The organism is uncultured Bradyrhizobium sp. (assembly GCF_936943645.1).
Classification (GTDB): Bacteria; Pseudomonadota; Alphaproteobacteria; order Rhizobiales; family Xanthobacteraceae; genus Bradyrhizobium.
This window is the reverse complement of sequence record NZ_CAKZJO010000106.1, coordinates 41,543-63,139: the sequence shown is the minus strand read 5'-3', so window position 1 is coordinate 63,139 and position 21,597 is coordinate 41,543. Positions and strand designations below refer to the sequence as shown.

The following is a 21,597-nucleotide window of genomic DNA, read 5'->3' as shown; positions in this document are numbered from 1 at the left end:
CCTGTGGATGACATGAGGGACGGAAGACAATGACCGAGGATAAGGACAATGTCGCTGCTCCACATCAATCTCTTCGGCGGTGTCGAGGTTATTTCTGCTTCCGGTGAGTCGGTACCGATCCCCAGCCGCAAGGCTGCAACTCTTCTGGGCTATGTCGCGCTGAGTTCCCCACGGGCCATTTCACGCGGCAAGCTCGCCACGCTGTTATGGGACGGCCACTTCAGCGATCGCGCGCGCGCCAGCCTTCGACAAGCTCTGCTCACCTTGCGGCGCGTGCTGCCGCAATATCCCGATGTGATCTCGGCCGATCGCGGCGACATCTGGATCTGCCCGACCACGATAAGTACCGATGTCGGCGAATTCGAGCGCTTGCTGAGGGAGGGCCATCCCGAGCGGCTGGCCCGTGCGGCGGTGCTTTATCGAGGCGACCTTCTCGAGGGCCTCAGCTCGACGTCCTGCCAATTCGAGGCCTGGCTGTCGGCCGAGCGTCAGCGACTGAGGACGCAAGCGATGCAGGCGCTTGCGGGCCTGCTGGACGCCGACGGGCGCGAGCACGTGGATATCGCGATCGCACTCGCGCTGCGCATTCTCGCCATCGACCCGCTTCAGGAGGGGGTCCATCGCATATTGATGCGCTGTTATGCGAAGCACGGTCGCCGTGCCGACGCTTTGCGTCAGTATGACCTTTGCCGCTCCGTGCTGTGGCGGGACGTTCGCGCGGTGCCGGATCAGGAGACCGAACAATTGCAGCGCGAAATTCGCCGCATGTTCTGCAATTCCCCGCGATCTGCCTCACTCAAATTGCCGCTCGCCAAGAACTTTGACGCAACTTTCACGCTCGACGTGACGCCTGCATCACGATCCCTGTCGTAGCACTGGCCGACCGCACAGTGATCCCGACTCCCTTCGGGAAGCGCGTGTCGCTCGCGGGTCAGGCACTTCATCAGGAGACGTTGATCATGACTGGAACACAGCAGCAGTATGAGGACTACGGCCAACTGGACCCGCAGGGGATATTCGGCTCCATCCTCGGCGGTGCGGCCGGACGCGTTATCGGCAATCTGCTCGGCGGCAAGAATGGGAAGACCATCGGTGGTGTCGTCGGAAACATCGGCGGAGGTTTCCTGCCGTTTTCGGCCGGTCCGGAAACGCAAGGTTCGGCGCAGGTCTCCGACATGGAACTGCAGAGCTTCTGGAGCGTGCTGAAGAAGATCGGCCAGGGCGTGCAGACCGGCGTGAATATCGGTCACCAGCTCGGCGTGTTCAGCGCCCAGCCCGGCATGGAGCCGGCAGCAAGCACGCCGCCCACCGACATGGAGCTGCAGAGCTTCTGGAGCGTGCTGAAGAAGATCGGCCAGGGTGCCCAGACCGGCCTGGATATCGGTCGCCAACTCGGCGTCTTCAACGCCGGCCAGCCCGGTGGCACGATGCACTAGACCCGACACGCAGAGGGCGGGCGCACGCCCGCCCCTGCGCACAGAATGGATGGAAGCCAGATGGCGGATTCAAACACGTCGCAGCAATTCATCGTGCAGGGAGACCCGGTCCGATCCGGTCAGCTCAACGAACACCTGCGGGGTGAGCCCGGCGTGACGCGAATAGCGCAGGTCGCTCCCGACGTCGTCATCCTTGCGATGACGAAGACACAGGCCGATCGCCTGAAGTCGACGTTTGCCACGCTCGTGGTCGAACCGAATTCAGCGTTGAAGCCATTCGATGCCGACTGATTTCGGTGGGCAAACATTGGACACGCAAAACATCAAGGAGGCTGCAATGGCCACGAAAGGCAAACCAGGAACGTCCGGGCAACGCGAGCACGAAGCGACCGAAGCGGCGGCAAACGGCAACGGCGTGGATCCCGGACACGGTGCCGGACCGGCACCGGCGCCGGGGCCCGCAACGATCACATCGCGCCGATCGCAGTTCATGATCGCGCCGCAGCAGCAGCCCGGGCTTGCGACCTTCAGCGTCGACTTTCTGACCCAGCAGCTCACCAACAGCCCCGACATCGAAGTGGTGAAGACGGTCTCTCCGCCGCGCCTGTTCGGATTCCAGAGCGCGGAGCTCGGACAGGTGCCGCTCAGTCCGCTGGTCCTCGCCAAGATGACTCCCGACAAGGCCAAGTTGCTGCAGACCCAGGCGCAAGGGCGCTGCGCGGTGGAGCGTGACGAGCGGCTGGCCTATATGCTCGATCCGACCACGCCGCAGCTTCCCAATCCGGGCGTGCTGACGCCGCTGGCTGACGGCTTCACTGCGACGATCGAAGTATTGGGCCAGGACGGCCCGCTGCCCGAAGCCGAGGTCTATGTGTTCGGCAGCATGTGGCCGGCACAGGGCATCACCGACGCCACCGGCCGTGCCACGGTGACCCTCCAGGGCGAAACGCCGGAGACCATTCGCTCGATCCTCGTCAAACCGAAGATCGACTACTGGACCTTCTGGCTCGATCGTCCGCAGCTCGTTCCCAACAGCGTCAACCGGATCGTGGTGAGGGCGCTCGGCGCAGTCTTGCGGAACTTCCCCGGCCAGCAATTGATGGGGTGGGGCGAGCGCGCGATGGGACTCGATCGACTGCCGCCGTCCTTTGACGGTGCCGGTATCAAGATCGCGATCATCGATTCCGGCCTGGCGCCGACTCATCGCAATTTGCACGGCATCACGGTGGGCACCAGCATCGTCGGCAACGACAAGGCGGCGTGGACCGTCGACACGATCGGCCATGGCTCGCATTGCGCCGGGATCATCGCCGGCGGTCCGGTCGGCGCCGGCGGCGGAATCCGCGGCTTCGCGCCGGCGGCGGAAATTCATGTCTGCCGCATCTTCCCCGGCGGCCGGTTCAGCGATCTCGTCTCTGCGCTCGACTACTGCATGGAGCACGGCATCGACGTCGTCAATATGAGCCTGGGTGGCGGCGACCCCTCGCAGATCATCGAGGAGCGCATCATCCGCGCCAAGCAGATGGGCATGGCCTGCATCATCGCTGCCGGCAATTCGTCGGGGCCGGTGCAGTTTCCCGCCTCGACGCCGCATTGCCTGGCGGTCGCCGCGCTCGGCAAGTGGGGCGAGTTCCCCGACGACAGCTATCATTCGCAGCAGGCGCTCGACGGCTTCCAGAGCCGCGACGGATATTTCCCGGCAAAATTCTCCTGCTTCGGACCGGAGGTCGACGTCTGCGCGCCCGGCGTCGGCATCGTCTCGTCGCTTCCCGCCGATGGTTTCGGCGCATGGGACGGGACCTCGATGGCGACGCCGCATGTCACGGGCCTGGCCGCGCTCGTGCTGGCGCACCATCCGGATTTCACCAAGGGCAACTTCCAGAATCGCGATGCACACCGTGTCGAGCGGCTGTTCCAGATCCTGAAGGAAACCGCGACGCCGCTGCAATTCGGCGACCCCAACCGGACCGGCGCGGGACTGCCGAACGCGATGCGGGCGCTCGGCCTCGAAACCGGAATCGCCCCGGTTGCCGCCGCTACCGATCCGTCGCTGGCAACGCTGCGTCGTCTGCTCGGATTGCCGCCGGCCGAAGCACCGAGCGTGGTTCCGGCGGGCGCCCCGGCGCCGCAGTCGGCCGCTCCCGTGCAGGCCGGCGCGAGCCACGTGGCACGCGGCCCGGCACAAACGGCAGGCGCGATGGCGCTGCAGTCCGCCGATCCCGCGCAAAGCGGCTCGAGCTACGTCGCCCGCGGTCCCGCACAGACGGCAAGCGCCACATTCGTCCCCTCGATGATGGATCCTGATCCGGCCCAGATCCGGGAGATCATGCACAGGGTCGGATTGCTGTAACGCGGGCCAATGCGAATGAGGGATAAGGGGCACAGCGGCAACCGCCGCTGTGCCCCGCGCGTTTGCTGCGACAGCTTCACAAAGCCGGGAATTGGTGTTCCGTTCGCGATGGACTTGCCCGCGTCATTGCGAGGAGCCCTTGCGACGAAGCAATCCAGAATCCCTCTGCGGAAGGATTCTGGATTGCTTCGCTGCGCTCGCAATGACGGTGTGAGGGGAGCGCGCGCTTCACGCGCTCTCGAGCCCCGGACGCAGTCGTAAGATGGGGGGAGTCCTTGCGAAGCCCATCATGTGCCGGCATCAAAGACGCCTTGATGGGTTTTGCTTCGCTCTACGCGTCCCGCGCGCCAAGCAATTCAGGCGGCTCGTCCGCGGGCCAGACCTCGACCAATTCATCGAGCGTGCAGGGCACCGCCGGCACCAATGCCAGTGGCACCATCCATGCCGACCTAGGCAAACAACGAAAACAATCAGTTCGCATTCAATCCCATTTCGCGACTTTGCAATTTACGCTTCCATCGAGATTCCAAATTATCAAGCTGATCTTCGTTCATCGACCCCACAGTTTCTAGGATCGTCACCTGATAGTCGCTGGGATCGCGGCTCTTAAGCAGGATGTTCCCTCCGTGCGAGGTAGCGATATAGTCCTGCCAACGACCCCAGAACCCGCCTTCGCCGGATGCTTTTCCAACATACTGCTCTTTGGTCTTTGGGCAGGTGAGCAAATATATCCCTTTTGTGCTTCGTAGAGCCTCAATCCACGTAGTTGGAATCGAGGCCAGTTCCGAAAGTGGCGACACGAATGCCAAATGACCTGGGTATTGTTCTTCATGAAATTGTCGTTGAAGCTCAACGATCGGCTTGTCGCTATTGCGCTGAATCCAACTCCTCCATCCCTCGCCCCAATCGATGAACATCAGGCCGATGTATTGCCTGAGTTCGTCCTGCAAGGTCAGTTCATATCGATCATAGTGCCCAGCCTTGTCGATCCTATTGCGTTGATGGGGACGTGCAAGATCCTTATCGCCAATCCCTAGGTAATGGCTGGCGTAGAGCCCGCAAAAAAGGGTTCCCTTTCCGGGAGTACCAACAAACGAGGCCCAATATCGCGCTTTGAGCCTCGATCTGTTCTCAAAACTCTGGACCGCCTGATACTCATCGAAAGCCGGACGATCCCTTAGAAAGAGCTGATATGGATTGCGCCCCGGATCGGCTCGATTATCCTGATGGCGAAGAATGCAGGCATCGCTCGGATTAATGCCATCTGCTTCCATTGCATGACGAAACATGAGCATCCTTCAGCCTCCCCCTATACCGCCGTTGAAGATTATCGAAGGAAGCCTCTCGATCAAGCTGCGCCTCGATCCTTGCCATCCAAGAGCCGATAGCAGTCCAAAGACGCTACAGTTGCCGTTTTCGCCTTAGGGTCGGACGAAATCCGCCTCCTGTTTCGCCCCGTCAACCCCTCCCCGCAAAAATATTCCACTTTACCGAAATTCGGTTTTGTCGTATGTCTCGCTCATCCCGGCTCACCCAAGAGGGGCGACTTGAGGTCGTCTTGATCGCGAGCCGGGCTTGCGGTGGACGCGGCAGCGTCGGCATGAGAGGTGCGGGCAGGGCGGGTAGTCCCTGTGAGTCCGTAACCGCGTGCGGACGACGGCGCTGCTAGGTTCGTCTCGCTCGTAAGTTTCCGGCTCTGTCGACGGAGTCGGGAATACTGCGGGCGAAATGGCGGGCCGTGCGTACGGCAAAACCGTGTGGTCCTGGCCGTCGTTGCCACGGTCAAGTTCTGCGAAGGTGCGAGCGAGCCCAACCGGGCAGACTGCATCATCCAAATTCGCAGGGCGAGGGAGGCCAGAAGGAATGGTCGGCTCCCGGGAGATCACGGCATAAGCCGTCCAGCCATCGCGCAGGGAAGGCCGAGTGATCGGCGACACCTGTATGCTGCTGTGCGGTCTTTTCGCGTGTGCATTTCGCGCGGCAGACCGCGGGTGCCCGTCGGCACCCGGCCTTCCCTGCGCCCTTTTCTTTGGAGGGGCGAGGAATGAAGCAAAGCTCGGGCGAGATGAGCCGCGAGAACGCGAAGGCGTGTCTGAAGGTCAAAATGCCGATAGGAAAAGCGCGGAAGGCGCTTCATGCTCCGTCATTGCGAGCGCAGCGAAGCAATCCAGAATCCCTCCGCGGCAAGATTCTGGATTGCTTCGTCGCAAGGGCTCCTCGCAATGACGTGGAGAGAGTCGCGCGCCAGCTCCGCTCTCGTGCCTCGGACGCAGCGCAGCGCCCTTGCGGTGCGCTGCAGAGCCGGGGCCCATGTCTCTGAGCAATCCGTGCCGCCCTGGGTCCCGGCTCTGCACAGCAGCGTTGCACGCTGCAGCGCGTCCGGGACACGAGAGGCCCTACACTTCCCGTCGGCTCAAGAACGCCAGCCGCTCGAACAGATGCACGTCCTGCTCGTTCTTGAGCAGCGCGCCGTGCAGCGGCGGGATCAGTTTTCGCGGGTCGCGTTCGCGCAGCTGCTCGACGCTCATGTCCTCGTTGAGCAGCAGCTTGAGCCAGTCCAGCAGCTCCGACGTCGACGGCTTCTTCTTCAGCCCGGGCACCTCGCGCACCTCGAAGAAGATGCGCAGCGCTTCTTCCACCAGGCGCTTCTTGATGCCGGGGAAGTGGACGTCGACGATCTGGCCCATCGTGTCGGCGTCGGGGAACTTGATGTAGTGGAAGAAGCAGCGGCGCAGGAACGCGTCCGGCAGCTCCTTCTCGTTGTTGGAGGTGATCATCATGATCGGGCGCTGCTTGGCCTTGATCGTCTCGCCGGTCTCGTAGACATGGAATTCCATGCGATCGAGCTCGAGCAGCAGATCGTTCGGAAACTCGATGTCGGCCTTGTCGATCTCGTCGATCAGCAGCACCGGGCGCTGCTCGGCCGTGAAGGCCTCCCACAGCTTGCCGCGCTTGATGTAGTTCTTGATGTCGGACACCCTGGCGTCGCCGAGCTGGCTGTCGCGCAGACGCGACACCGCGTCGTATTCGTAGAGGCCCTGCTGCGCCTTGGTCGTGGACTTGATGTGCCAGGTCAGCAGCGGCGCGTTCAGCGCCTTCGCCACTTCCTCCGCCAGCACCGTCTTGCCGGTGCCGGGCTCGCCCTTCACCAGGAGCGGGCGCTCGAGCACGATCGAGGCATTGACGGCGACCTTGAGATCGTCGGTCGCAACATAGTCCTTGGTGCCGGTAAATTTCATCGCGTGTCCTTGAGTCATCGTCGGCGAGAGGCGTTAAATCCCGTCGCGACAAGCGAACGGCCGCTCGCAGCGGCCGTTCCTGGTTCGGTCAGGCTTTCAGACCCGTTTTATCAGCGAAAGGATGACGAGCACAATCACCGCACCGATCGTGGCGTCCACGATGGCGCCGAACGTGCCCGTCGCAAGCCCGATGTGAAGCTGCGGCAAGACCCAGCTCGCCACCAGCGCGCCGATGATGCCGACGACGATGTTGCCGACCAACCCAAATCCCGCCCCGTGGACAATCTTGCCCGCGAGCCAGCCTGCGATCGCGCCGATGATGAGTGCTGCGACAATTCCCATTGCAAACGTCCCCAAAACAACCCCTTGAGGCGGCCAATTCTAGAGCAAAAAGCCTCCCGGTCCAGCACCCAAGGTCGATCTCCGCCCCTTGACGTTCGTCCCCCGACGGGCAATCTGTCAGCCATGTTCCTGCAATTCTTCACCTCTCTGCGCGATGCGCAGGTCCCTGTGACGCTGCGCGAATACCTCACGCTGATGGAGGCGCTCGACGCCGACCTCAGCGATTATTCGGTCGAGAATTTCTACTATCTGTCGCGCGCCTCGCTGGTGAAGGACGAGCGCAACCTCGACAAGTTCGACCGCGTCTTCGGCACGGTGTTCAAGGGGCTGGAAAACCTGCTCGACGCCATGGAGAAGGCGGAGATCCCCGAGGAGTGGCTGAAGAAGCTCGCAGAAAAGTACCTGACCGAAGAAGAGAAGAAGCAGATCGAGGCCATGGGCTGGGACAAGCTCATGGAGACCCTGAAGAAGCGCCTCGAGGAGCAGAAGGGCCGGCACCAGGGCGGCAGCAAGTGGATCGGCACCGCCGGCACCTCGCCGTTCGGCGCCCACGGCTACAATCCCGAAGGCGTGCGCATCGGCCAGGAGAAGAACCGCAACAACCGCGCCGTGAAGGTGTGGGACAAGCGCGAATTCAAGGACCTCGACGGCAATGTCGAGCTCGGCATCCGCAACATCAAGGTGGCGCTGCGCCGCCTGCGCAAGTTCGCGCGCACCGGCGCACCCGACGAGCTCGATCTCGACACCACCATTCGCGAGACCGCCAATCACGGCTATCTCGACGTGCACATGCGTCCCGAACGGCGCAATGCGGTGAAGCTGCTGGTGTTCTTCGACATCGGCGGCTCCATGGACGCGCATATCGAGCAGGTCGAGGAGCTGTTCTCGGCGGCGAAGAGCGAGTTCAAGCACATGGAGTATTTCTACTTCCACAACTGCCTCTATGAGGGCGTGTGGAAGCAGAACAAGCGCCGCTTCACCGACCGCACGCCGACCTGGGACGTGCTGCACAAATATCCGCACGACTACAAGATCGTGTTCGTCGGCGACGCCTCGATGTCGCCTTACGAGATCATGGTGCCCGGCGGCTCGGTCGAGCACGTCAACGAGGAGCCCGGCTCGATCTGGCTCGACCGCATCATCCGCACCTATCCGCATGCGGTGTGGTTGAATCCGGTGCAGCAGAAGCACTGGGACTATTCGGAATCGACCACCATCATCAAACGCATCTTCGCGGGCCGCATGTACCCGATCACGATCGAGGGGCTGGAAGGTGCGATGAAGGAACTGACGCACTGATCATGACGAGGCCGGGCTCTATCGGCAACGGCAGTGTGCTCCCTCTCCCGCTTGCGGGGGAGGGTTGGGGAGGGGGTGTCGCCATGGGCGACGTTCCCAAGAGGAGAGAGCCCCCACCCGCGTCGCTTCGCGCCGCGACCTCCCCTGCAAGCGGGAGAGGTTGCACCGAGTGTGCGGCCCGCAAACGCTGTAACAACGGCTACGAATGAATTGAGGGAGAACGACATGCCCCAGAACATCACCCGCGGCATCAAGGCGCTGATCGACGAGGCCAATGCCGAGATCGAGACGCTCACCGCCAAGGACGCCATCGAGATCTCGGGGAACGGCGACGTCGTCATCGTCGACATCCGCGATCCCCGCGAGATCGAGCGTGACGGCCGCATCCCGGGCGCGTTCGCCTGCACCCGCGGCATGCTCGAGTTCTGGATCGATCCGCAGAGCCCCTACGCCAAGCCGATCTTCCAGGAGGACAAGAAGTTCGTCTTCCACTGCGCCGGCGGCCTGCGCTCCGCCCTCGCGGCCAAGACCGCGCAGGATATGGGCCTTAAGCCCGTCGCCCACATCGCCGGCGGCTACGCCGCCTGGCGCGACGCCGGCGGCGCGACGGAGAAGTGGGAGCCGAAGAAGAAGGGCTAACCTGTCACACGCGGGCTTGACCCGCGTGTCCATCATTTCAAGAAGGATGGATGGCCGGGTCAAGCCCGGCCATGACGACTGGAGAGTACAGAAGCATGACCACCGACCCCCTCGTCTCCACCGAATGGCTCGCCGCCCACATGGGCGATGCCAACGTCAAGATCCTCGACGCCAGCTTCAAGCTGCCGGGCGTGCTGCCGCTGCCGAAGGACGACTATCTCGCCGCGCATCTGCCGGGTGCTGTGTTCTTCGATGTCGACGCGGTGTCGGATCATTCCAACCCGTTGCCGCACATGTATCCGAGCGCCGAGCAGTTCGGTCGCGACATCGGTGGTCTCGGCATCTCCAACGCCGACACCGTCGTGCTCTACGATTCCGGCGGCTGGGTCGCCGCGCCCCGCGCGTGGTGGATGTTCCTGGCGTTCGGCCACGGCAATGTGCGCATCCTCAACGGCGGCTTGAAGAAGTGGCGCGCCGAGGGGCGGCCCGTTGAAAGCGGCGAGGTGAAGCCGAAGGCTGCGACATTCAAGGCCAGCTTCGATGCGAAGCGCGTGCGCAGCATGCAGCAGCTCATCGCCAATGTCGAAAGCAGGACCGAGCAGGTGATCGACGCCCGCGCCGCCGACCGCTTCGAGGGCCGTGCGCCCGAGCCGCGTGCGGGCATCCGCTCCGGCCACATTCCCGGCGCCCGCAACGTGCCCTACAATCTCCTGTTCGACGCCGGGACCGGCGAGATGAAGCCGCTCGATGACCTGCGCGCCGCCTTCACCAATGCCGGCGTCAAGCTGGATGCGCCGATCGTGACGAGCTGCGGCTCGGGCGTGTCGGCCGGCGTGCTGACGCTCGCGCTGTATCGCTTGGGGATCACCGACACCGCGCTCTATGACGGCTCGTGGTCGGAATGGGGCCAGGAAAAAGGCCCGGCCATCGCGACCGGGCCGGCGTAGGCTACTGGCGCGGCCTCATGGCCGTCGTCGTCGCAAACGTCTGCTGCTGCCCAAACGGATCGAGCTGCTGCTGCAACTGCTGAGGCGGCGGACGCCGCACCACACGGTGCCGCTTCTTCGCCTTGGCCCTGCGCTTGGTCGCCTTATCGTCTGCCTTGATCTCCGGCTTGGCCTTCGCCGGCGGGTCCTTCACGGCCGTCGTCGCCGGCGCGTTCAAGGCGGCCAGCTTGGCGGAGGCGATTTCGAGCGCCGAGGCGGCCAGGGCCGGATCAGCCGGTGCCGGCTCTGCGGTGGCGACAACGGCAGGCGTCAGATCGGGCTTGGCTTCGGGGATCGACGCCGTCGTATCGGCGGGAGTGAGCGTGTCAGCGGGCGTTGGAGCAGCGGCCTCCGTCGCGGTCGCGTCCTTGGCCGGTTCGGCGGCCGCGGCGTCCGTCGCGGGCGCCGTGGGTTGCGGCTGAACCTCGGTCTCGGTCGTCAGCGCGGCCACCTGCTCGGGCAATCCGATGGTCGGCACCTGGTCGCGCAGCGACGGCTCGGGCTCGGCCGTGACCTCCGGCTCGGCGCGAAGGACCGCGAGCACCGGCGGGGCAGGCTCGGGCGCCTGCGCGAACATCTGCTCCTGCGGGCCGTTCCGCCAGGAGGGAGGATTGCTGGCATACTGCTCATGGCTCGCGCGCAGGAGCGCGGCGGCGCCCAGGCCGAACACCAGGATGGAGGTTGACAGCAGGATCGCGGCAAACAGGAAGCGAAAGCCGGGAAGCATCGAGGGATTACGAATTTCCGCCCCGGCAGAGTGGGGTGCCAGAGCCCATGAGCCATCTGAACGCGGTGACGGTACTGTTTGCCGCGTTCGCCACGCGGGGATCGAAGCTCAAAGCTGTGGCGAATCAGGCTGATTCGAACATACCGCAACGATTCCGACCCGTTCCCTTAAATTCGGGGCGGATGTGCCGGGCAATTCACGGTGCCATGCGATTTCCGCCCCGTGATGCAACGGGGCAACGGTAGTCTTGCGGATCACAAATCGGCAAATCCGGCGCAAATAAGCCTGATATGTCTTGAATGTGCCGCTATCTTCGGCCATCTGGCCGTTAACGGTCCTGACGGGCCCGGGGACTATACAAGAGCGATGATGATCAAACATTTTCTGACGATATGCGCTGCCGCAACAGTCGCTGCGGCGGGAACCTCGCTCGCGCAGGCTCAGAGCTATCCGGTCCAGCAGGCACCGAGCTACGGTGCCCCGGCCGAATACCGGCCCGGCGACCGCGCGCCGAATTTCGACGCGCTGGATGACGAGGACGACGCGATGCCGCAGGCCTCGCTGCCGCCGCCCGGTCCGGCCGATGATCCGCGCTATGGCCGCCCCGCGGGCGCGCCGCCGGTCTACTCGGCGGCCCCGCCGCAGGGGCCGGTGATGTCGCCGGACGATCCGCGTTATGGCCGCCCCGCGGGCGCGCCGCCGGTCTATTCGGCCGCGCCGCCGCAGGGTCCGGTGATGTCGCCGGACGATCCCCGCTACGGCCGTCCCGCCGGTCCGCCGCCGGTGATCTATGCCAATCGCCCGGGCCAGCAGGGCCAGGCCCCCGCCGGTGACGGCATGCGTCCGCCGGAAGCCGTCGGTGGTCCCGCCGCGACCGGAACGGTCCAGGCCGGGCAGCCGCCGGTCGGCGCCGATGGCCGGCCGATGACGGTCGCCTCGCTGCCGCCCGAGGAGCAGCCCGATGCTGCCCCGGCGCAGCTCGCACCCAACCTGCGCCGTCAGGAGGTCTCGTTCCAGACCAAGGAGCCCGCCGGCACCCTCGTGGTCGATACGCCCAACACCTACCTCTATTACGTGCTCGGCGGCGGCCGTGCGATCCGCTACGGCGTCCGCGTCGGCCGCGACGGCTTCACCTGGACCGGCGTGCAGAAGATCACCCGCAAGGCCGAGTGGCCGGATTGGCATCCGCCGACCGAGATGATTGAGCGCCAGCCCTATCTGCCGCGCTTCATGGCCGGCGGTCCCGGCAATCCGCTCGGCGCCCGCGCGATGTATCTCGGCTCGACCGTGTACCGCATCCACGGCACCAACCAGCCCTCGACGATCGGCAAGTTCGTCTCGTCCGGCTGTATCGGCATGCTGAACGAGGACGTCTCGGACCTGTTCGATCGCGTCAAGGTCGGCACCCGCGTGGTCGTGCTGCCGGGTGGCCCACCGCCGGGAACGGCGACCGCCTCCGCTGCGCCGACGCCTGGTGCTGCTGCCCCTGGTCCGGCTCCGATGGCCGCGCAGGCTGGCCCTGTTCCGGGCACGCAGCCGACCGTGGTGCCGCCGCTGCCCGCACCGGTCACCGTGCGCTAAGCGCTTCGAACCAGATCAAATTGCGAAGGGCGTGCCGTCGGCGCGCCCTTCGTCGTTTCAGGCCAGCTTGCGCGGCAGCTCGCCGCCCCGGGTGAAGGCATCGATTGCCTCGACCATCTGGCCGTAATGGATGCCAAGGCCATCCCGAGTGGCGTAGCCGAGATGCGGCGTCAGCACGAGATTGTCGAGCTTGCGGAAGGGATGGTCGACCGGCAGCGGCTCGACCGCGAACACGTCGATGCCGGCGCCCGCGATTCTGCGCTGTTGCAAGGCCTCCAGCAGCGCCGCCTCGTCGACAATTGGTCCGCGCGCGGTGTTGACGAGGAACGCCGTCGGCTTCATCCGCGCCAGATCATCGCGGCCAACCAGCCCGCGCGAGCGCTCGCTCAGCACCACATGGATGGTGATGATGTCGGCCTTGGCGAACAGCTCTTCCTTGGTGGCGTAGCCGACGCCGGCCGCCGCGCACTTCTCCGGCGTCAGGTTCGGGCTCCAGGCGATCACGTTCATGCCGAACGCCTTCGCGATCCCGGCCATCTTGCTGCCGAGCTTGCCGAGCCCGAGGACGCCGAGCGTGAGCCCTTCGATCTCGACGCCGGCAAAGGTCTGCCAGGGCTCGCCGGCATGCATGCGCGCGTTCTCGCGGCCGATGCCGCGGGTCAGCTCCAGGATCAGGCCCATGGTCAGGGGCGCGGTGGGATCGCGGGAATATTGCGTGCCGCCGACGACGATGCTGCGTCCCTTGGCGGCGTCCATGTCGATGGCGGCGTTGCGCATGCCGGAGGTCAAGAGCAGCTTCAGCTTGGGAAGCTTGTCGAACAGGCTCTTCGGGAATGCGGTGCGCTCGCGCATCGCACAGATGATCTCGAAGTCGGCCAGCGCGCTGGCGGCGGCCTGCTCGGAGGCGAAGGGATGGCTGAACACGGTGACGTCGGCGCGGTCGGACAGTTTCTGCCAGTCGGCGACGTCGAGGGCGAGGTTGAAATAGTCGTCGAGAATTGCGCAGCGCAGCCGGCTCATCAGCGTTCATCCATGGCGAGAGGTGAGGGCGCCAGGCGAGCGCCATCGTCGGAACCTAGGCCATGGTTGCGCGCAATCGCGCCAGCGCGCAAGCAGCTCGCGTCTTCAAAAATCCGATAGCGGGGAGGGGATCAGAGATCGCGGGGCTTCAGCCGGATCGGCGCATCCATGCCGTGCTTGGCGCGCCAGGCGGGGCCGGGGCCGCGCATGTAGTGCAGCTCGGGCCGGTAGGGGTTGAAGGCGGTGGCGAAGAAGCCCCTCCAGAAGCCCTTGATCTCCGAGAGGAGCGCGGAGGTGCCGCCGGCTTCTGCCGGAACAGGAAGGGAATGGGTCTCGATCAGAGCCATGACGCTGTCTCGCTGTGCTCCCGTTCCTTCTGAGCGGGTGGCGCTGTTGCCGCGCGAGACCGAGCATTCGGCCTGATTGATTAAAAGATGGTTTCAATTGTCCGGATCGGTGGCCGGATGGTGTCCGTCCCGTATTCATCCGTGGTGAACGGAGGGAAAACGTTGCCCTTTGGGGGCGGGATCGCTACATCGGCGGCGAAGCAAATTTCCTCAAATCGAAGGTTTTCGGGACCGATGGCGCGCCAGTTCATCTATTTCATGCAGGGCCTGACCAAGAGCTACCCGACCCGCAAGGTGCTCGATAACATCCACCTGTCTTTCTATCCGGACGCCAAGATCGGCGTGCTCGGCGTCAACGGCTCGGGTAAGTCGACCCTGCTCAAGATCATGGCCGGCCTCGACAAGGAATACACCGGCGAGGCCTGGGTCGCCGAAGGTGCCCGCGTCGGCTATCTCGAGCAGGAGCCGCAGCTCGACCCCAAGCTCTCCGTGCGCGACAACGTCATGCAGGGCGTCGCCAAGCAGAAAGCGATCCTCGACCGCTACAACGAGCTCGCGGTCAACTATTCGGAAGAGACCGCCGACGAGATGACCAAGCTGCAGGACGAGATCGAGGCCCAGGGCCTCTGGGATCTCGACAGCAAGGTCGACCAGGCCATGGACGCGCTGCGCTGCCCGCCCGACGATGCCGACGTCAGCAAGCTCTCGGGCGGTGAGCGCCGCCGTGTCGCGCTGTGCCGGCTGCTGCTGGACCAGCCCGAACTGCTACTGCTGGACGAGCCGACCAACCATCTCGACGCCGAATCCGTGTCCTGGCTCGAAGGCCATTTGCGCAACTATCCCGGCGCGATCCTGATCGTGACCCACGACCGCTACTTCCTCGACAACGTCACGGGCTGGATCCTCGAGCTCGATCGCGGCCGCGGCATCCCCTACGAGGGCAATTACTCGTCCTGGCTGGTGCAGAAGCAGAAGCGGCTGGAGCAGGAGGGGCGCGAGGACGCCGCGCACCAGAAGACGTTGGCTCGCGAGCAGGAGTGGGTCGCCTCGTCGCCGAAGGCGCGTCAGGCCAAGTCGAAGGCGCGCTACCAGCGCTACGAGGAGCTGCTCAAGCAGGCGAGCGAGAAGCAGACCCAGACTGCGCAGATCATCATTCCGGTCGCCGAGCGGCTCGGCGCCAACGTGGTCGATTTCGAGGGGCTCAGCAAAGGCTTCGGCGATCGCCTCCTGATCGACAATCTCACCTTCAAGCTGCCGCCCGGCGGCATCGTCGGCGTGATCGGTCCCAACGGCGCCGGCAAGACCACGTTGTTCAGGATGATCACGGGCCAGGAGAAGCCGGATTCAGGCACCATCACGGTCGGTGAGACCGTGCATCTCGGCTATGTCGACCAGTCGCGCGACGCGCTCGACGGCAAGAAGACCGTGTGGGAGGAAATCTCCGGCGGCAACGAGCTGATCCTGCTCGGCAAGAAGGAAGTGAACTCGCGCGGCTATTGCTCGTCGTTCAACTTCAAGGGCGCGGACCAGCAGAAGAAGGTCGGCGCGCTCTCGGGCGGTGAACGCAACCGCGTGCATCTCGCCAAGATGCTGAAGTCGGGTTCGAACGTCCTGCTGCTCGACGAACCGACCAACGACCTCGACGTCGACACGCTGCGCGCGCTCGAAGAGGCGCTGGAGGATTTTGCCGGCTGCGCCGTCATCATCAGCCATGATCGCTGGTTCCTCGATCGCATCGCGACCCACATCCTGGCCTTCGAAGGCGACAGCCACGTCGAATGGTTCGAAGGCAACTTCCAGGACTACGAGAAGGACAAGATGCGCCGGCTCGGCCAGGACAGCATCATCCCGCACCGCGTGAAGTACAAGAAGCTGACGCGGTGACGGCATGATGCGGCGGGCGCTCATCGCTGCGGTGATCGTGGTCACCTGTGGCTGTTCGTGCGCCCGCGCCGCAGACGCCGCCTTCACGCAATTCATCGGCTCGCTCTGGCCGGAGGCGCAGGCCGAAGGCGTCTCGCGGGCGACGTTCGAGCAACAGACGCGCGGGCTCGAGCCGGATTACAAGCTGCCCGATCTGATCCTGCCCGGACGGCCGGCGACCGGTGCGCCGTCGCAGGCCGAGTTCGTGCAGGTGCCGGCCGACTACGTCAGGGAAAGCTCGATCGCGCGGCTTGCGGGCGAGGGGCAGCGTCTGCTGCAGAAATATCGTGGCCCGCTCGGCGAGATCGAAAGGAAGTCCGGCGTGCCGGCGACCGTGATGCTCGCGATCTGGGGCCGCGAGACCGATTACGGCCGCTACACGCTGCCTTACGATCTCGTCCGCGTGCTGGCGACGCAGGCCTATGTCGGGCGGCGCAAGGATCAATACCGCACCGAGTTCATCCTCGCGCTGAAAATCCTCGGCGAGGGCGTGGTGACGCGCAAGGACATGCGCTCGTCCTGGGCGGGCGCGACGGGGCTCACGCAGTTCCTGCCGTCCGAATATTACAAGCACGGCGTCGATTTCGACGGCGACGGCCGCATCGACATCTGGCACTCGGTGCCGGATGCGCTGGCCTCCGCCGCGCAGCAGCTCGTCAACAAAGGCTGGCAGAGCGGCGTGCGCTGGGCCTACGAGGTGCAGGCGCCGGCGAAGGTCGATTGCACCAATGGCGTGCCCGAGGTGACGAAGCCGATCGGCCAGTGGTTGCGCGAAGGTTTTGTCCCCGTGCGCGGCGCGAGGCTGAGTGCCACTGAACAGGCGCAGCCGGCCTCGCTGCTGCAGCCGGAGGGCATCTACGGCCCGTCATTCCTGACCACGAAGAACTACTTCGTTATCAAGGAATACAATTTCTCCGACCTCTACGTGCTGTTCGTCGGCCACCTCGCCGATCGCATGACGAGCCCGTTGCCGTTCGCAACGCCCTGGGCGACCTCGAAGCAGCTGCGTACCAAGGATGTCGAGACCATGCAGCGCGGGCTGACGCGCGCCGGGCTCTACAAGGACAAGATCGACGGCAAGGCCGGCATGCAGACGCGCGCTGCGCTCGGCGCTTACCAGAAGTCGGCTGGCCTCAAGGTCGATTGCTGGCCGAGCGAAGAGGTGCTGCGCTCGATCCAGGCGGCGCGATAGCGCAAGTCGCAAAAGAAAAAGCCCGGCCGAGGGTCTCGGCCGGGCTTCGATCGCGGCGCTTGCGAGCGCCATGCGATCAGATCAGTAGCAGACGCGAACCGGGCGAACGACCCAGCCATAACCGTCCCAGTAGCGCTGGCGCTGCCAGTAGCAGGGCGCGGGCGGCGGGGGCTCGGCAACGTAAACCGGGCCGCCATAGGCCGGACGGCTCGACGCGATCGCGCCGCCGACGATGGCGCCGCCGATCAGGCCGGCCGCGATGCCGGCGCCGATCCCGTCATGGGCCTTCGCGGACGGAGTGGCGGTCACCAGCGAACCGGCGACCGTCGCAACCGTGAGGGCGGCAACTAGAGTCTTCTTCATGCTCAGGGCTCTCCTGGGAGATGGGTTCCTCTTGTTAGAGGCGCCCGGGTTTCAAAGGTTCACGCACACGCTGATGGAATTGGCCGTGCAGCTAGGAAGCGCGCAATTGGTCAACCCACGGTAAACGCACACGGAGCTGTGACGAGAAAAAGCGGTCTTTTTCGGGCCCTGCGATGAACGGCGCATCCGTAGTGAACCGGTCCAACTGAAGCGGTCGCGTTGAACCTGTTCGAGGCGCCTCAGCCACAGACTCTGACGCGGCGGACGCGCCAGCCATAGCCGTCCCAGAAGCGCTGCTTCTGCCAGACGCAGCCGCCGCCGTAGTAGCCGTCCGCGACATAGCCCGGAGCCGGCGCGTAGTAGCGCGGCGGGTAATAGCCGGGTTCGTAATAGCCTGGGCCGGGTCCGTAATAATACGGAGAGGCCAGCGCGCCACCGACGATGGCGCCGCCGATGATTCCGGCCGCCACGCCAGCCGCGACGCCGCGCTGCGCATGAGCCGGCGTTCCGGCCGCAACGGCCAGGGCGGCGACGGCGGTGATCGTCAGGAGCAACTTCTTCATGGGCTGACCTTTCGCAAAAGCACGCGGGAACCTTTGGGAACAGAGTTCCATACTTCGCTTGAATGATCAATGAACGGCCCCTTGGCCCGGCACGACCAATTAATAGGATTGTGACCTCCAGGGGAGACGATGATGGGCAACGCGATGATCAATGCATTGATTGCTGCCGGGATCGTCTCTGCGATCGGCTATGGCTGGTTCACCCACCTCCAGAACCGCAGCCGTCGCTCGCGCGCCGGAGCGGGCGGGGACGGCGGAAGCAGCAGCAGCAGCGACACCGGGACGAGTGACGGCTTCTCGCTGGGGAGCTGGTTTTCCAGCGACAGTTCCGGAAGCTCGGACGACGGCGGCAGTTGCTCCAGCAGCGATAGCGCCAGCAGCGGCGGCGATTGTGGAGGCGGCGGCGACGGTGGGGGCGGTGGCGATTAGATCCCCTCAAATCTTGATCCAGCGCAACGCTGAAATTTAGGGCCGTTCTAGGCTGCTTTTGGGCCAGTTTGGAATAGCTTCAAATACCGCTTTTTCCTTTTGCATCCGGCCGGCCCGTTGAATATCGCTGATGGCGCATCACCGAAGGGCCTGCCGCTTCCATGATCGTTTGTTCCTGTAACGTGCTGAGCGACAATGACATCCGCACCGCCGTCGCCGAGTCCGACGACGCCGTGCGCCATGCCAAGCAGGTCTATGGATGCCTCGGCTGCAGCGCCGAATGCGGTCGCTGCGCGCGGACGATCAAGACCATCATCGACGAAGCCCTTGGCCCCTGCGCCCAGTCCTGCTGCGCAGGCTGCCCGCACAACCACACCGTAGCCGCCAATGACGAGGCGGCCGAGCCCGCGCAGTTCGCCCTCGCGGCGTGCTGACATCTTCCGCCTGCCTGGCTGAGCTTTTCCCCCGGCTGCGTCCGTGTAGCCAGTTGCCCTCATTCGTAAACTGACTTAGAAGCGTTCTAAATTCGGTTAGGACCGATTTGGACTGCAAGAGCTGGAGTGAATCATGCAGGGCGACGCAAAAGTTATCGACTATCTCAACAAGGCGCTGCGTCACGAACTGACTGCGATCAACCAGTACTGGCTGCACTACCGCTTCCTCGACAATTGGGGTCTCCTCGACATGGCCAAGGTCTGGCGCAAGGAGTCCATCGAGGAGATGGAGCACGCCGACAAGCTCACCGCGCGCATCCTGTTCCTCGACGGCTTCCCGAACATGCAGGTGCTCGATCCCCTGCGCATCGGCCAGAACGTCAAGGAGATCATCGAGTGCGACCTCGCGGCCGAGATGAGCGCGCGGGCGCTCTACCAGGAAGCGGCGACCTACTGCCACGGCGCCAAGGACTACGTCACGCGTGACCTCTTCGAGAAGCTGATGAGCGACGAGGAGCATCACATCGACTTCCTCGAAACCCAGCTCGATTTGATCGGCCGCATCGGCCTCGAGCTCTACACCCAGAAGCACGTCGGCGGGCTCGAGGGCGAGGGGCACTAAGCTCCGGCGTCAGCCACACATCCGGTGTCGTCCCCGCGAAAGCGGGGACCCATAACCACAGCGGGAAGTGTGGTGCGAGGCTGGCAGCCTGTGGCTATGGGTCCCGGGCTCGCTTCGCGCGCCGGGACGACAGCGTGCTTGCCGCGCTGGCTGCAACTCCACTTACAACTGCGTCTTGTACAACTCTTCCACGGTCTCCTGGCTTGCCGGTTCGCCGAGGCCGGTCTGGTCGTGAATGACCGTGACGATGCTCGGCATCACCGAGCGCTGCACCTTCTCCGACGACCATAGTTTCGAGCGCATCAGCGCCTTGCCGCAGTGGAAGTAGACCTCGCTGACGGCGAGGTTCAGCACCGCGCGCGGCGGCTTGCCGAACTCGACCATGGACGCCAGCAGATCCGGATCCGCGGAAAGCGTGCCGCGCCCGCCGACGCGCAGCGTCTCGTCGATGCCGGGGACGAAGAACAGCATCTGCACGAAGCCCGAGCCTTCGACGACGTTGCGAAAACTGTCGATCCGGTTGTTGCCGGAGCGGTCGGGCATCAAGAGCTGGTTGGGACCAGCGACGTGGACGAAGCCGATGCCGCCGCCGCGCGGCGAGGCATCGACGCTGCCGTCCGCGCCTGACGTCGCGAGCACGCAGAACGGCGACATCTCGATGAATTTCTTCGCATGCGCGTCGATCGCGGGACGCGCTTTCGCGATCACGCGCGGGCTCGGCTTGGCATAGATCGAGGCGAGGTCTTCGGCGCAAAGATCGGTCACGAGAGGCTCCTTGATTGCACGTGTCGAGACTATCACCCTTTTCGGCCCCTATCCCCCTTATCGCGCCGCACCGGCCAGTCGATGACGCATGCGCAGTACAGCGCCCACCAGATCAGCACCGGCTGAAACATCAGGCGCGGCCCATGATAAAGCCAGCTGTTGGGGATCGGCGGAAGGTCGATGCCTTCCAGGGCGTGCTTGATATTCGCCGGCCAGACGCAAAGGGCATAGAGCGCGAGCGCCACCCCCGACCACCAGCGCAGTGGCTTCGTCACCAGCGCGATGGCGCCGGCGATTTCGCAGATGCCGGTGACGAGGACGATTTGCGCCGCGAACGGAACCCAGGATGGCGTGATCGCAAGCAGCTTCTCAGGGACCATCAGATGTGCGACGCCGGCTGCGATGTAGAACGCCGCCAATACGAAGCGCATCACCGCGCGTGTTCGGTCGCTTGCGGAAGCCATCGCTCGAACTACCACGCGCAGCACTGACGCGCCATCGCGCGGCTAGACGGCATCCGCCGGCACGAAGCAACTGATGATGATGGCGCCGCGGTGGTGGACGTACCACACCACGGCCTGGCCGACGGGATTGCCGCGATCGCGGATGATGGCGCGTTCGGGCACCTCCATCCATTGCCCTTCGATCGGCACCCAGTAGCTGCCCGCGCGCACGTCGTAATCGGTGCGGTGGCCGTCGGAGATGTCGCAGCAGGGCACGCCGTTCGGCGCGATCACGCTCTTGAACCAGGCGCGGATGTCGGGCGGGACGTGGTCGTATTGCCCGTTGTCGAACGCGAACGCGGCACTCGTCAGCGCCGTCATCGCGGCCAGCCAAACGCAGAATGCGAGCCTGCGCATGCGATCCTCCGTCGCGTTCCGATTCGTATCGTTGATGCGATTAAGCCTGAGCTGTCAGCGCATTGCATGCTCAAATAATATGCGGCTCGCAAGCTCGGCATATGATGCGATGCGGTATCAGCTTCGCGATCGTGTCTCGATCGCAGCGAGCAGCGATTTCGGTGCAACATTGCGCCAGGCCATATCGAGAGCGCTGCGCAACGTCACCGGATCGACCTTTCCAAGTTTCACATTCGTGCTGCCGTTCTTGCCCCAGGCGCCGGGGACCGGGCGAAACTGCTCCGGCTCGGCGTCGACGAGCATGGTCTGCTGGTCCGGCGTCAGCTTCACCATGCCCCATGCGTCATCGGGATAACCCAGCGTCGCGAACACGCGCTTGCCGACACGGAAGTCGGCGTGGCCGTGATGCGCGCCCTCGATAACGCCGGGAAGCGCGAGTGCAGCCTTGCGAAAGCGGGCTTTCGACATACCGTCTTGCTG

At 64.5% G+C, this 21,597-nt stretch carries 25 protein-coding genes; 13 read left to right on the top strand and 12 right to left on the bottom strand.

Annotated elements, in window-relative coordinates:
• Positions 1 to 48 precede the first annotated feature (48 nt).
• From Q0743_RS31655 to Q0743_RS31640, 4 genes are all read left to right on the top strand, one after another.
• A complete protein-coding gene (locus Q0743_RS31655; RefSeq protein ID WP_298245345.1) occupies positions 49 to 873 on the top strand; it encodes a BTAD domain-containing putative transcriptional regulator in 825 nt (274 codons plus the stop codon).
• An 86-nt stretch (positions 874 to 959) separates the two neighbouring features.
• A complete protein-coding gene (locus tag Q0743_RS31650) occupies positions 960 to 1,436 on the top strand; it encodes a hypothetical protein (protein ID WP_298245344.1) in 477 nt (158 codons plus the stop codon).
• 60 nt (positions 1,437 to 1,496) lie between these two features.
• Entirely contained in the window at positions 1,497 to 1,727 is a 231-nt protein-coding gene (locus Q0743_RS31645) for a hypothetical protein (RefSeq protein ID WP_298245343.1), read from the top strand.
• Positions 1,728 to 1,773: 46 nt separating this feature from the next.
• Positions 1,774 to 3,786 carry a S8 family serine peptidase gene (locus Q0743_RS31640; protein ID WP_298245342.1) on the top strand — a complete coding sequence of 671 codons (2,013 nt, stop codon included), beginning with the start codon at positions 1,774 to 1,776 and terminating at the stop codon, positions 3,784 to 3,786.
• A 470-nt stretch (positions 3,787 to 4,256) separates the two neighbouring features.
• Here the strand turns inward: Q0743_RS31640 and Q0743_RS31635 are convergent, their stop codons facing one another.
• The 3 genes from Q0743_RS31635 to Q0743_RS31625 all read right to left on the bottom strand — a co-directional run bounded on the left by Q0743_RS31635 (position 4,257) and on the right by Q0743_RS31625 (position 7,367).
• The gene (locus Q0743_RS31635; RefSeq protein ID WP_298245341.1) at positions 4,257 to 5,081 is read right to left on the bottom strand and encodes a GIY-YIG nuclease family protein; all 825 of its coding nucleotides are present in this window, start codon (positions 5,079 to 5,081) and stop codon (positions 4,257 to 4,259) included.
• A 1,101-nt stretch (positions 5,082 to 6,182) separates the two neighbouring features.
• Entirely contained in the window at positions 6,183 to 7,025 is an 843-nt protein-coding gene (locus tag Q0743_RS31630) for a MoxR family ATPase (RefSeq protein WP_298245340.1), read from the bottom strand.
• Between the two features lie 96 nt (positions 7,026 to 7,121).
• Entirely contained in the window at positions 7,122 to 7,367 is a 246-nt protein-coding gene (locus tag Q0743_RS31625; RefSeq protein WP_128917360.1) for a GlsB/YeaQ/YmgE family stress response membrane protein, read from the bottom strand.
• Positions 7,368 to 7,490: 123 nt separating this feature from the next.
• Here Q0743_RS31625 and Q0743_RS31620 point away from each other — a divergent pair, with 123 nt between their 5' ends.
• The 3 genes from Q0743_RS31620 to sseA all read left to right on the top strand — a co-directional run bounded on the left by Q0743_RS31620 (position 7,491) and on the right by sseA (position 10,252).
• Positions 7,491 to 8,666 (top strand): VWA domain-containing protein, encoded by a 1,176-nt coding sequence (locus tag Q0743_RS31620; RefSeq protein ID WP_298245339.1) that lies wholly within the window; start codon positions 7,491 to 7,493, stop codon positions 8,664 to 8,666.
• A 225-nt stretch (positions 8,667 to 8,891) separates the two neighbouring features.
• Positions 8,892 to 9,305, top strand: coding sequence for a rhodanese-like domain-containing protein (locus tag Q0743_RS31615; RefSeq protein ID WP_298245338.1), 414 nt, complete (start codon positions 8,892 to 8,894; stop codon positions 9,303 to 9,305).
• A gap of 95 nt (positions 9,306 to 9,400) precedes the next feature.
• Positions 9,401 to 10,252 carry a 3-mercaptopyruvate sulfurtransferase gene (sseA, locus tag Q0743_RS31610; protein ID WP_298245337.1) on the top strand — a complete coding sequence of 284 codons (852 nt, stop codon included), beginning with the start codon at positions 9,401 to 9,403 and terminating at the stop codon, positions 10,250 to 10,252.
• 1 nt (position 10,253) lies between these two features.
• Here sseA and Q0743_RS31605 read toward each other — a convergent pair whose 3' ends face one another.
• The gene (locus Q0743_RS31605) at positions 10,254 to 11,018 is read right to left on the bottom strand and encodes a hypothetical protein (RefSeq protein ID WP_298245336.1); all 765 of its coding nucleotides are present in this window, start codon (positions 11,016 to 11,018) and stop codon (positions 10,254 to 10,256) included.
• A 369-nt stretch (positions 11,019 to 11,387) separates the two neighbouring features.
• On the opposite strand from Q0743_RS31605, the gene Q0743_RS31600 reads away from it, so the two are divergent.
• Positions 11,388 to 12,599: a L,D-transpeptidase gene (locus Q0743_RS31600; protein ID WP_298245335.1), complete on the top strand. Its 1,212-nt coding sequence runs from the start codon at positions 11,388 to 11,390 to the stop codon at positions 12,597 to 12,599.
• 57 nt (positions 12,600 to 12,656) lie between these two features.
• On the opposite strand, the gene Q0743_RS31595 is transcribed toward Q0743_RS31600, so the two are convergent.
• Positions 12,657 to 13,619, bottom strand: coding sequence for a D-2-hydroxyacid dehydrogenase family protein (locus tag Q0743_RS31595; RefSeq protein WP_298245334.1), 963 nt, complete (start codon positions 13,617 to 13,619; stop codon positions 12,657 to 12,659).
• Positions 13,620 to 13,750: 131 nt separating this feature from the next.
• Positions 13,751 to 13,966 (bottom strand): hypothetical protein, encoded by a 216-nt coding sequence (locus tag Q0743_RS31590; protein ID WP_097660395.1) that lies wholly within the window; start codon positions 13,964 to 13,966, stop codon positions 13,751 to 13,753.
• A gap of 234 nt (positions 13,967 to 14,200) precedes the next feature.
• On the opposite strand from Q0743_RS31590, the gene ettA reads away from it, so the two are divergent.
• Complete coding sequence (ettA, locus tag Q0743_RS31585; protein WP_298245333.1) at positions 14,201 to 15,850, top strand: energy-dependent translational throttle protein EttA; 1,650 nt, start codon at positions 14,201 to 14,203, stop codon at positions 15,848 to 15,850.
• A gap of 4 nt (positions 15,851 to 15,854) precedes the next feature.
• Positions 15,855 to 17,081, top strand: coding sequence for a lytic murein transglycosylase (locus tag Q0743_RS31580; protein ID WP_298245332.1), 1,227 nt, complete (start codon positions 15,855 to 15,857; stop codon positions 17,079 to 17,081).
• Positions 17,082 to 17,162: 81 nt separating this feature from the next.
• Here the strand turns inward: Q0743_RS31580 and Q0743_RS31575 are convergent, their stop codons facing one another.
• Both Q0743_RS31575 and Q0743_RS31570 read right to left on the bottom strand, forming a co-directional pair.
• Positions 17,163 to 17,444, bottom strand: coding sequence for a hypothetical protein (locus Q0743_RS31575; protein ID WP_298245331.1), 282 nt, complete (start codon positions 17,442 to 17,444; stop codon positions 17,163 to 17,165).
• A gap of 239 nt (positions 17,445 to 17,683) precedes the next feature.
• Positions 17,684 to 18,007, bottom strand: coding sequence for a hypothetical protein (locus Q0743_RS31570; protein WP_298245330.1), 324 nt, complete (start codon positions 18,005 to 18,007; stop codon positions 17,684 to 17,686).
• A gap of 129 nt (positions 18,008 to 18,136) precedes the next feature.
• On the opposite strand from Q0743_RS31570, the gene Q0743_RS31565 reads away from it, so the two are divergent.
• From Q0743_RS31565 to bfr, 3 genes are all read left to right on the top strand, one after another.
• Complete coding sequence (locus tag Q0743_RS31565) at positions 18,137 to 18,436, top strand: hypothetical protein (RefSeq protein WP_298245329.1); 300 nt, start codon at positions 18,137 to 18,139, stop codon at positions 18,434 to 18,436.
• 161 nt (positions 18,437 to 18,597) lie between these two features.
• Positions 18,598 to 18,870: a (2Fe-2S)-binding protein gene (locus Q0743_RS31560; RefSeq protein WP_298245328.1), complete on the top strand. Its 273-nt coding sequence runs from the start codon at positions 18,598 to 18,600 to the stop codon at positions 18,868 to 18,870.
• A 133-nt stretch (positions 18,871 to 19,003) separates the two neighbouring features.
• Positions 19,004 to 19,492 carry a bacterioferritin gene (bfr, locus tag Q0743_RS31555; RefSeq protein ID WP_024339472.1) on the top strand — a complete coding sequence of 163 codons (489 nt, stop codon included), beginning with the start codon at positions 19,004 to 19,006 and terminating at the stop codon, positions 19,490 to 19,492.
• Between the two features lie 162 nt (positions 19,493 to 19,654).
• Here the strand turns inward: bfr and Q0743_RS31550 are convergent, their stop codons facing one another.
• The 4 genes from Q0743_RS31550 to Q0743_RS31535 all read right to left on the bottom strand — a co-directional run bounded on the left by Q0743_RS31550 (position 19,655) and on the right by Q0743_RS31535 (position 21,585).
• Complete coding sequence (locus Q0743_RS31550) at positions 19,655 to 20,257, bottom strand: MSMEG_1061 family FMN-dependent PPOX-type flavoprotein (RefSeq protein ID WP_298245327.1); 603 nt, start codon at positions 20,255 to 20,257, stop codon at positions 19,655 to 19,657.
• Positions 20,258 to 20,289: 32 nt separating this feature from the next.
• Positions 20,290 to 20,721 (bottom strand): DoxX family protein, encoded by a 432-nt coding sequence (locus Q0743_RS31545; protein ID WP_298245326.1) that lies wholly within the window; start codon positions 20,719 to 20,721, stop codon positions 20,290 to 20,292.
• Between the two features lie 42 nt (positions 20,722 to 20,763).
• Complete coding sequence (locus Q0743_RS31540) at positions 20,764 to 21,117, bottom strand: hypothetical protein (RefSeq protein ID WP_298245325.1); 354 nt, start codon at positions 21,115 to 21,117, stop codon at positions 20,764 to 20,766.
• 117 nt (positions 21,118 to 21,234) lie between these two features.
• Complete coding sequence (locus Q0743_RS31535; RefSeq protein ID WP_298245324.1) at positions 21,235 to 21,585, bottom strand: MmcQ/YjbR family DNA-binding protein; 351 nt, start codon at positions 21,583 to 21,585, stop codon at positions 21,235 to 21,237.
• Between the last annotated feature and the right edge of the window lie 12 nt (positions 21,586 to 21,597).

What these genes read in the sequence shown, in the direction of transcription:
- Q0743_RS31620 (WP_298245339.1), top strand. Translation starts at nt 7,491, where the DNA reads ATGTTCCTGCAATTCTTCACCTCTCTGCGCGATGCGCAGGTCCCTGTG.
- Q0743_RS31645 (WP_298245343.1), top strand. Translation starts at nt 1,497, where the DNA reads ATGGCGGATTCAAACACGTCGCAGCAATTCATCGTGCAGGGAGACCCG.
- Q0743_RS31625 (WP_128917360.1), bottom strand. Translation starts at nt 7,367, where the DNA reads ATGGGAATTGTCGCAGCACTCATCATCGGCGCGATCGCAGGCTGGCTC.
- Q0743_RS31640 (WP_298245342.1), top strand. Translation starts at nt 1,774, where the DNA reads ATGGCCACGAAAGGCAAACCAGGAACGTCCGGGCAACGCGAGCACGAA.
- Q0743_RS31635 (WP_298245341.1), bottom strand. Translation starts at nt 5,081, where the DNA reads ATGCTCATGTTTCGTCATGCAATGGAAGCAGATGGCATTAATCCGAGC.
- Q0743_RS31595 (WP_298245334.1), bottom strand. Translation starts at nt 13,619, where the DNA reads ATGAGCCGGCTGCGCTGCGCAATTCTCGACGACTATTTCAACCTCGCC.
- Q0743_RS31650 (WP_298245344.1), top strand. Translation starts at nt 960, where the DNA reads ATGACTGGAACACAGCAGCAGTATGAGGACTACGGCCAACTGGACCCG.
- Q0743_RS31570 (WP_298245330.1), bottom strand. Translation starts at nt 18,007, where the DNA reads ATGAAGAAGTTGCTCCTGACGATCACCGCCGTCGCCGCCCTGGCCGTT.
- Q0743_RS31615 (WP_298245338.1), top strand. Translation starts at nt 8,892, where the DNA reads ATGCCCCAGAACATCACCCGCGGCATCAAGGCGCTGATCGACGAGGCC.
- Q0743_RS31560 (WP_298245328.1), top strand. Translation starts at nt 18,598, where the DNA reads ATGATCGTTTGTTCCTGTAACGTGCTGAGCGACAATGACATCCGCACC.
- Q0743_RS31630 (WP_298245340.1), bottom strand. Translation starts at nt 7,025, where the DNA reads ATGAAATTTACCGGCACCAAGGACTATGTTGCGACCGACGATCTCAAG.
- Q0743_RS31545 (WP_298245326.1), bottom strand. Translation starts at nt 20,721, where the DNA reads ATGGCTTCCGCAAGCGACCGAACACGCGCGGTGATGCGCTTCGTATTG.
- Q0743_RS31600 (WP_298245335.1), top strand. Translation starts at nt 11,388, where the DNA reads ATGATCAAACATTTTCTGACGATATGCGCTGCCGCAACAGTCGCTGCG.
- Q0743_RS31535 (WP_298245324.1), bottom strand. Translation starts at nt 21,585, where the DNA reads ATGTCGAAAGCCCGCTTTCGCAAGGCTGCACTCGCGCTTCCCGGCGTT.
- Q0743_RS31540 (WP_298245325.1), bottom strand. Translation starts at nt 21,117, where the DNA reads ATGCGCAGGCTCGCATTCTGCGTTTGGCTGGCCGCGATGACGGCGCTG.
- bfr (WP_024339472.1), top strand. Translation starts at nt 19,004, where the DNA reads ATGCAGGGCGACGCAAAAGTTATCGACTATCTCAACAAGGCGCTGCGT.
- Q0743_RS31655 (WP_298245345.1), top strand. Translation starts at nt 49, where the DNA reads ATGTCGCTGCTCCACATCAATCTCTTCGGCGGTGTCGAGGTTATTTCT.
- Q0743_RS31590 (WP_097660395.1), bottom strand. Translation starts at nt 13,966, where the DNA reads ATGGCTCTGATCGAGACCCATTCCCTTCCTGTTCCGGCAGAAGCCGGC.
- Q0743_RS31565 (WP_298245329.1), top strand. Translation starts at nt 18,137, where the DNA reads ATGATGGGCAACGCGATGATCAATGCATTGATTGCTGCCGGGATCGTC.
- Q0743_RS31575 (WP_298245331.1), bottom strand. Translation starts at nt 17,444, where the DNA reads ATGAAGAAGACTCTAGTTGCCGCCCTCACGGTTGCGACGGTCGCCGGT.
- Q0743_RS31580 (WP_298245332.1), top strand. Translation starts at nt 15,855, where the DNA reads ATGATGCGGCGGGCGCTCATCGCTGCGGTGATCGTGGTCACCTGTGGC.
- sseA (WP_298245337.1), top strand. Translation starts at nt 9,401, where the DNA reads ATGACCACCGACCCCCTCGTCTCCACCGAATGGCTCGCCGCCCACATG.
- ettA (WP_298245333.1), top strand. Translation starts at nt 14,201, where the DNA reads ATGGCGCGCCAGTTCATCTATTTCATGCAGGGCCTGACCAAGAGCTAC.
- Q0743_RS31605 (WP_298245336.1), bottom strand. Translation starts at nt 11,018, where the DNA reads ATGCTTCCCGGCTTTCGCTTCCTGTTTGCCGCGATCCTGCTGTCAACC.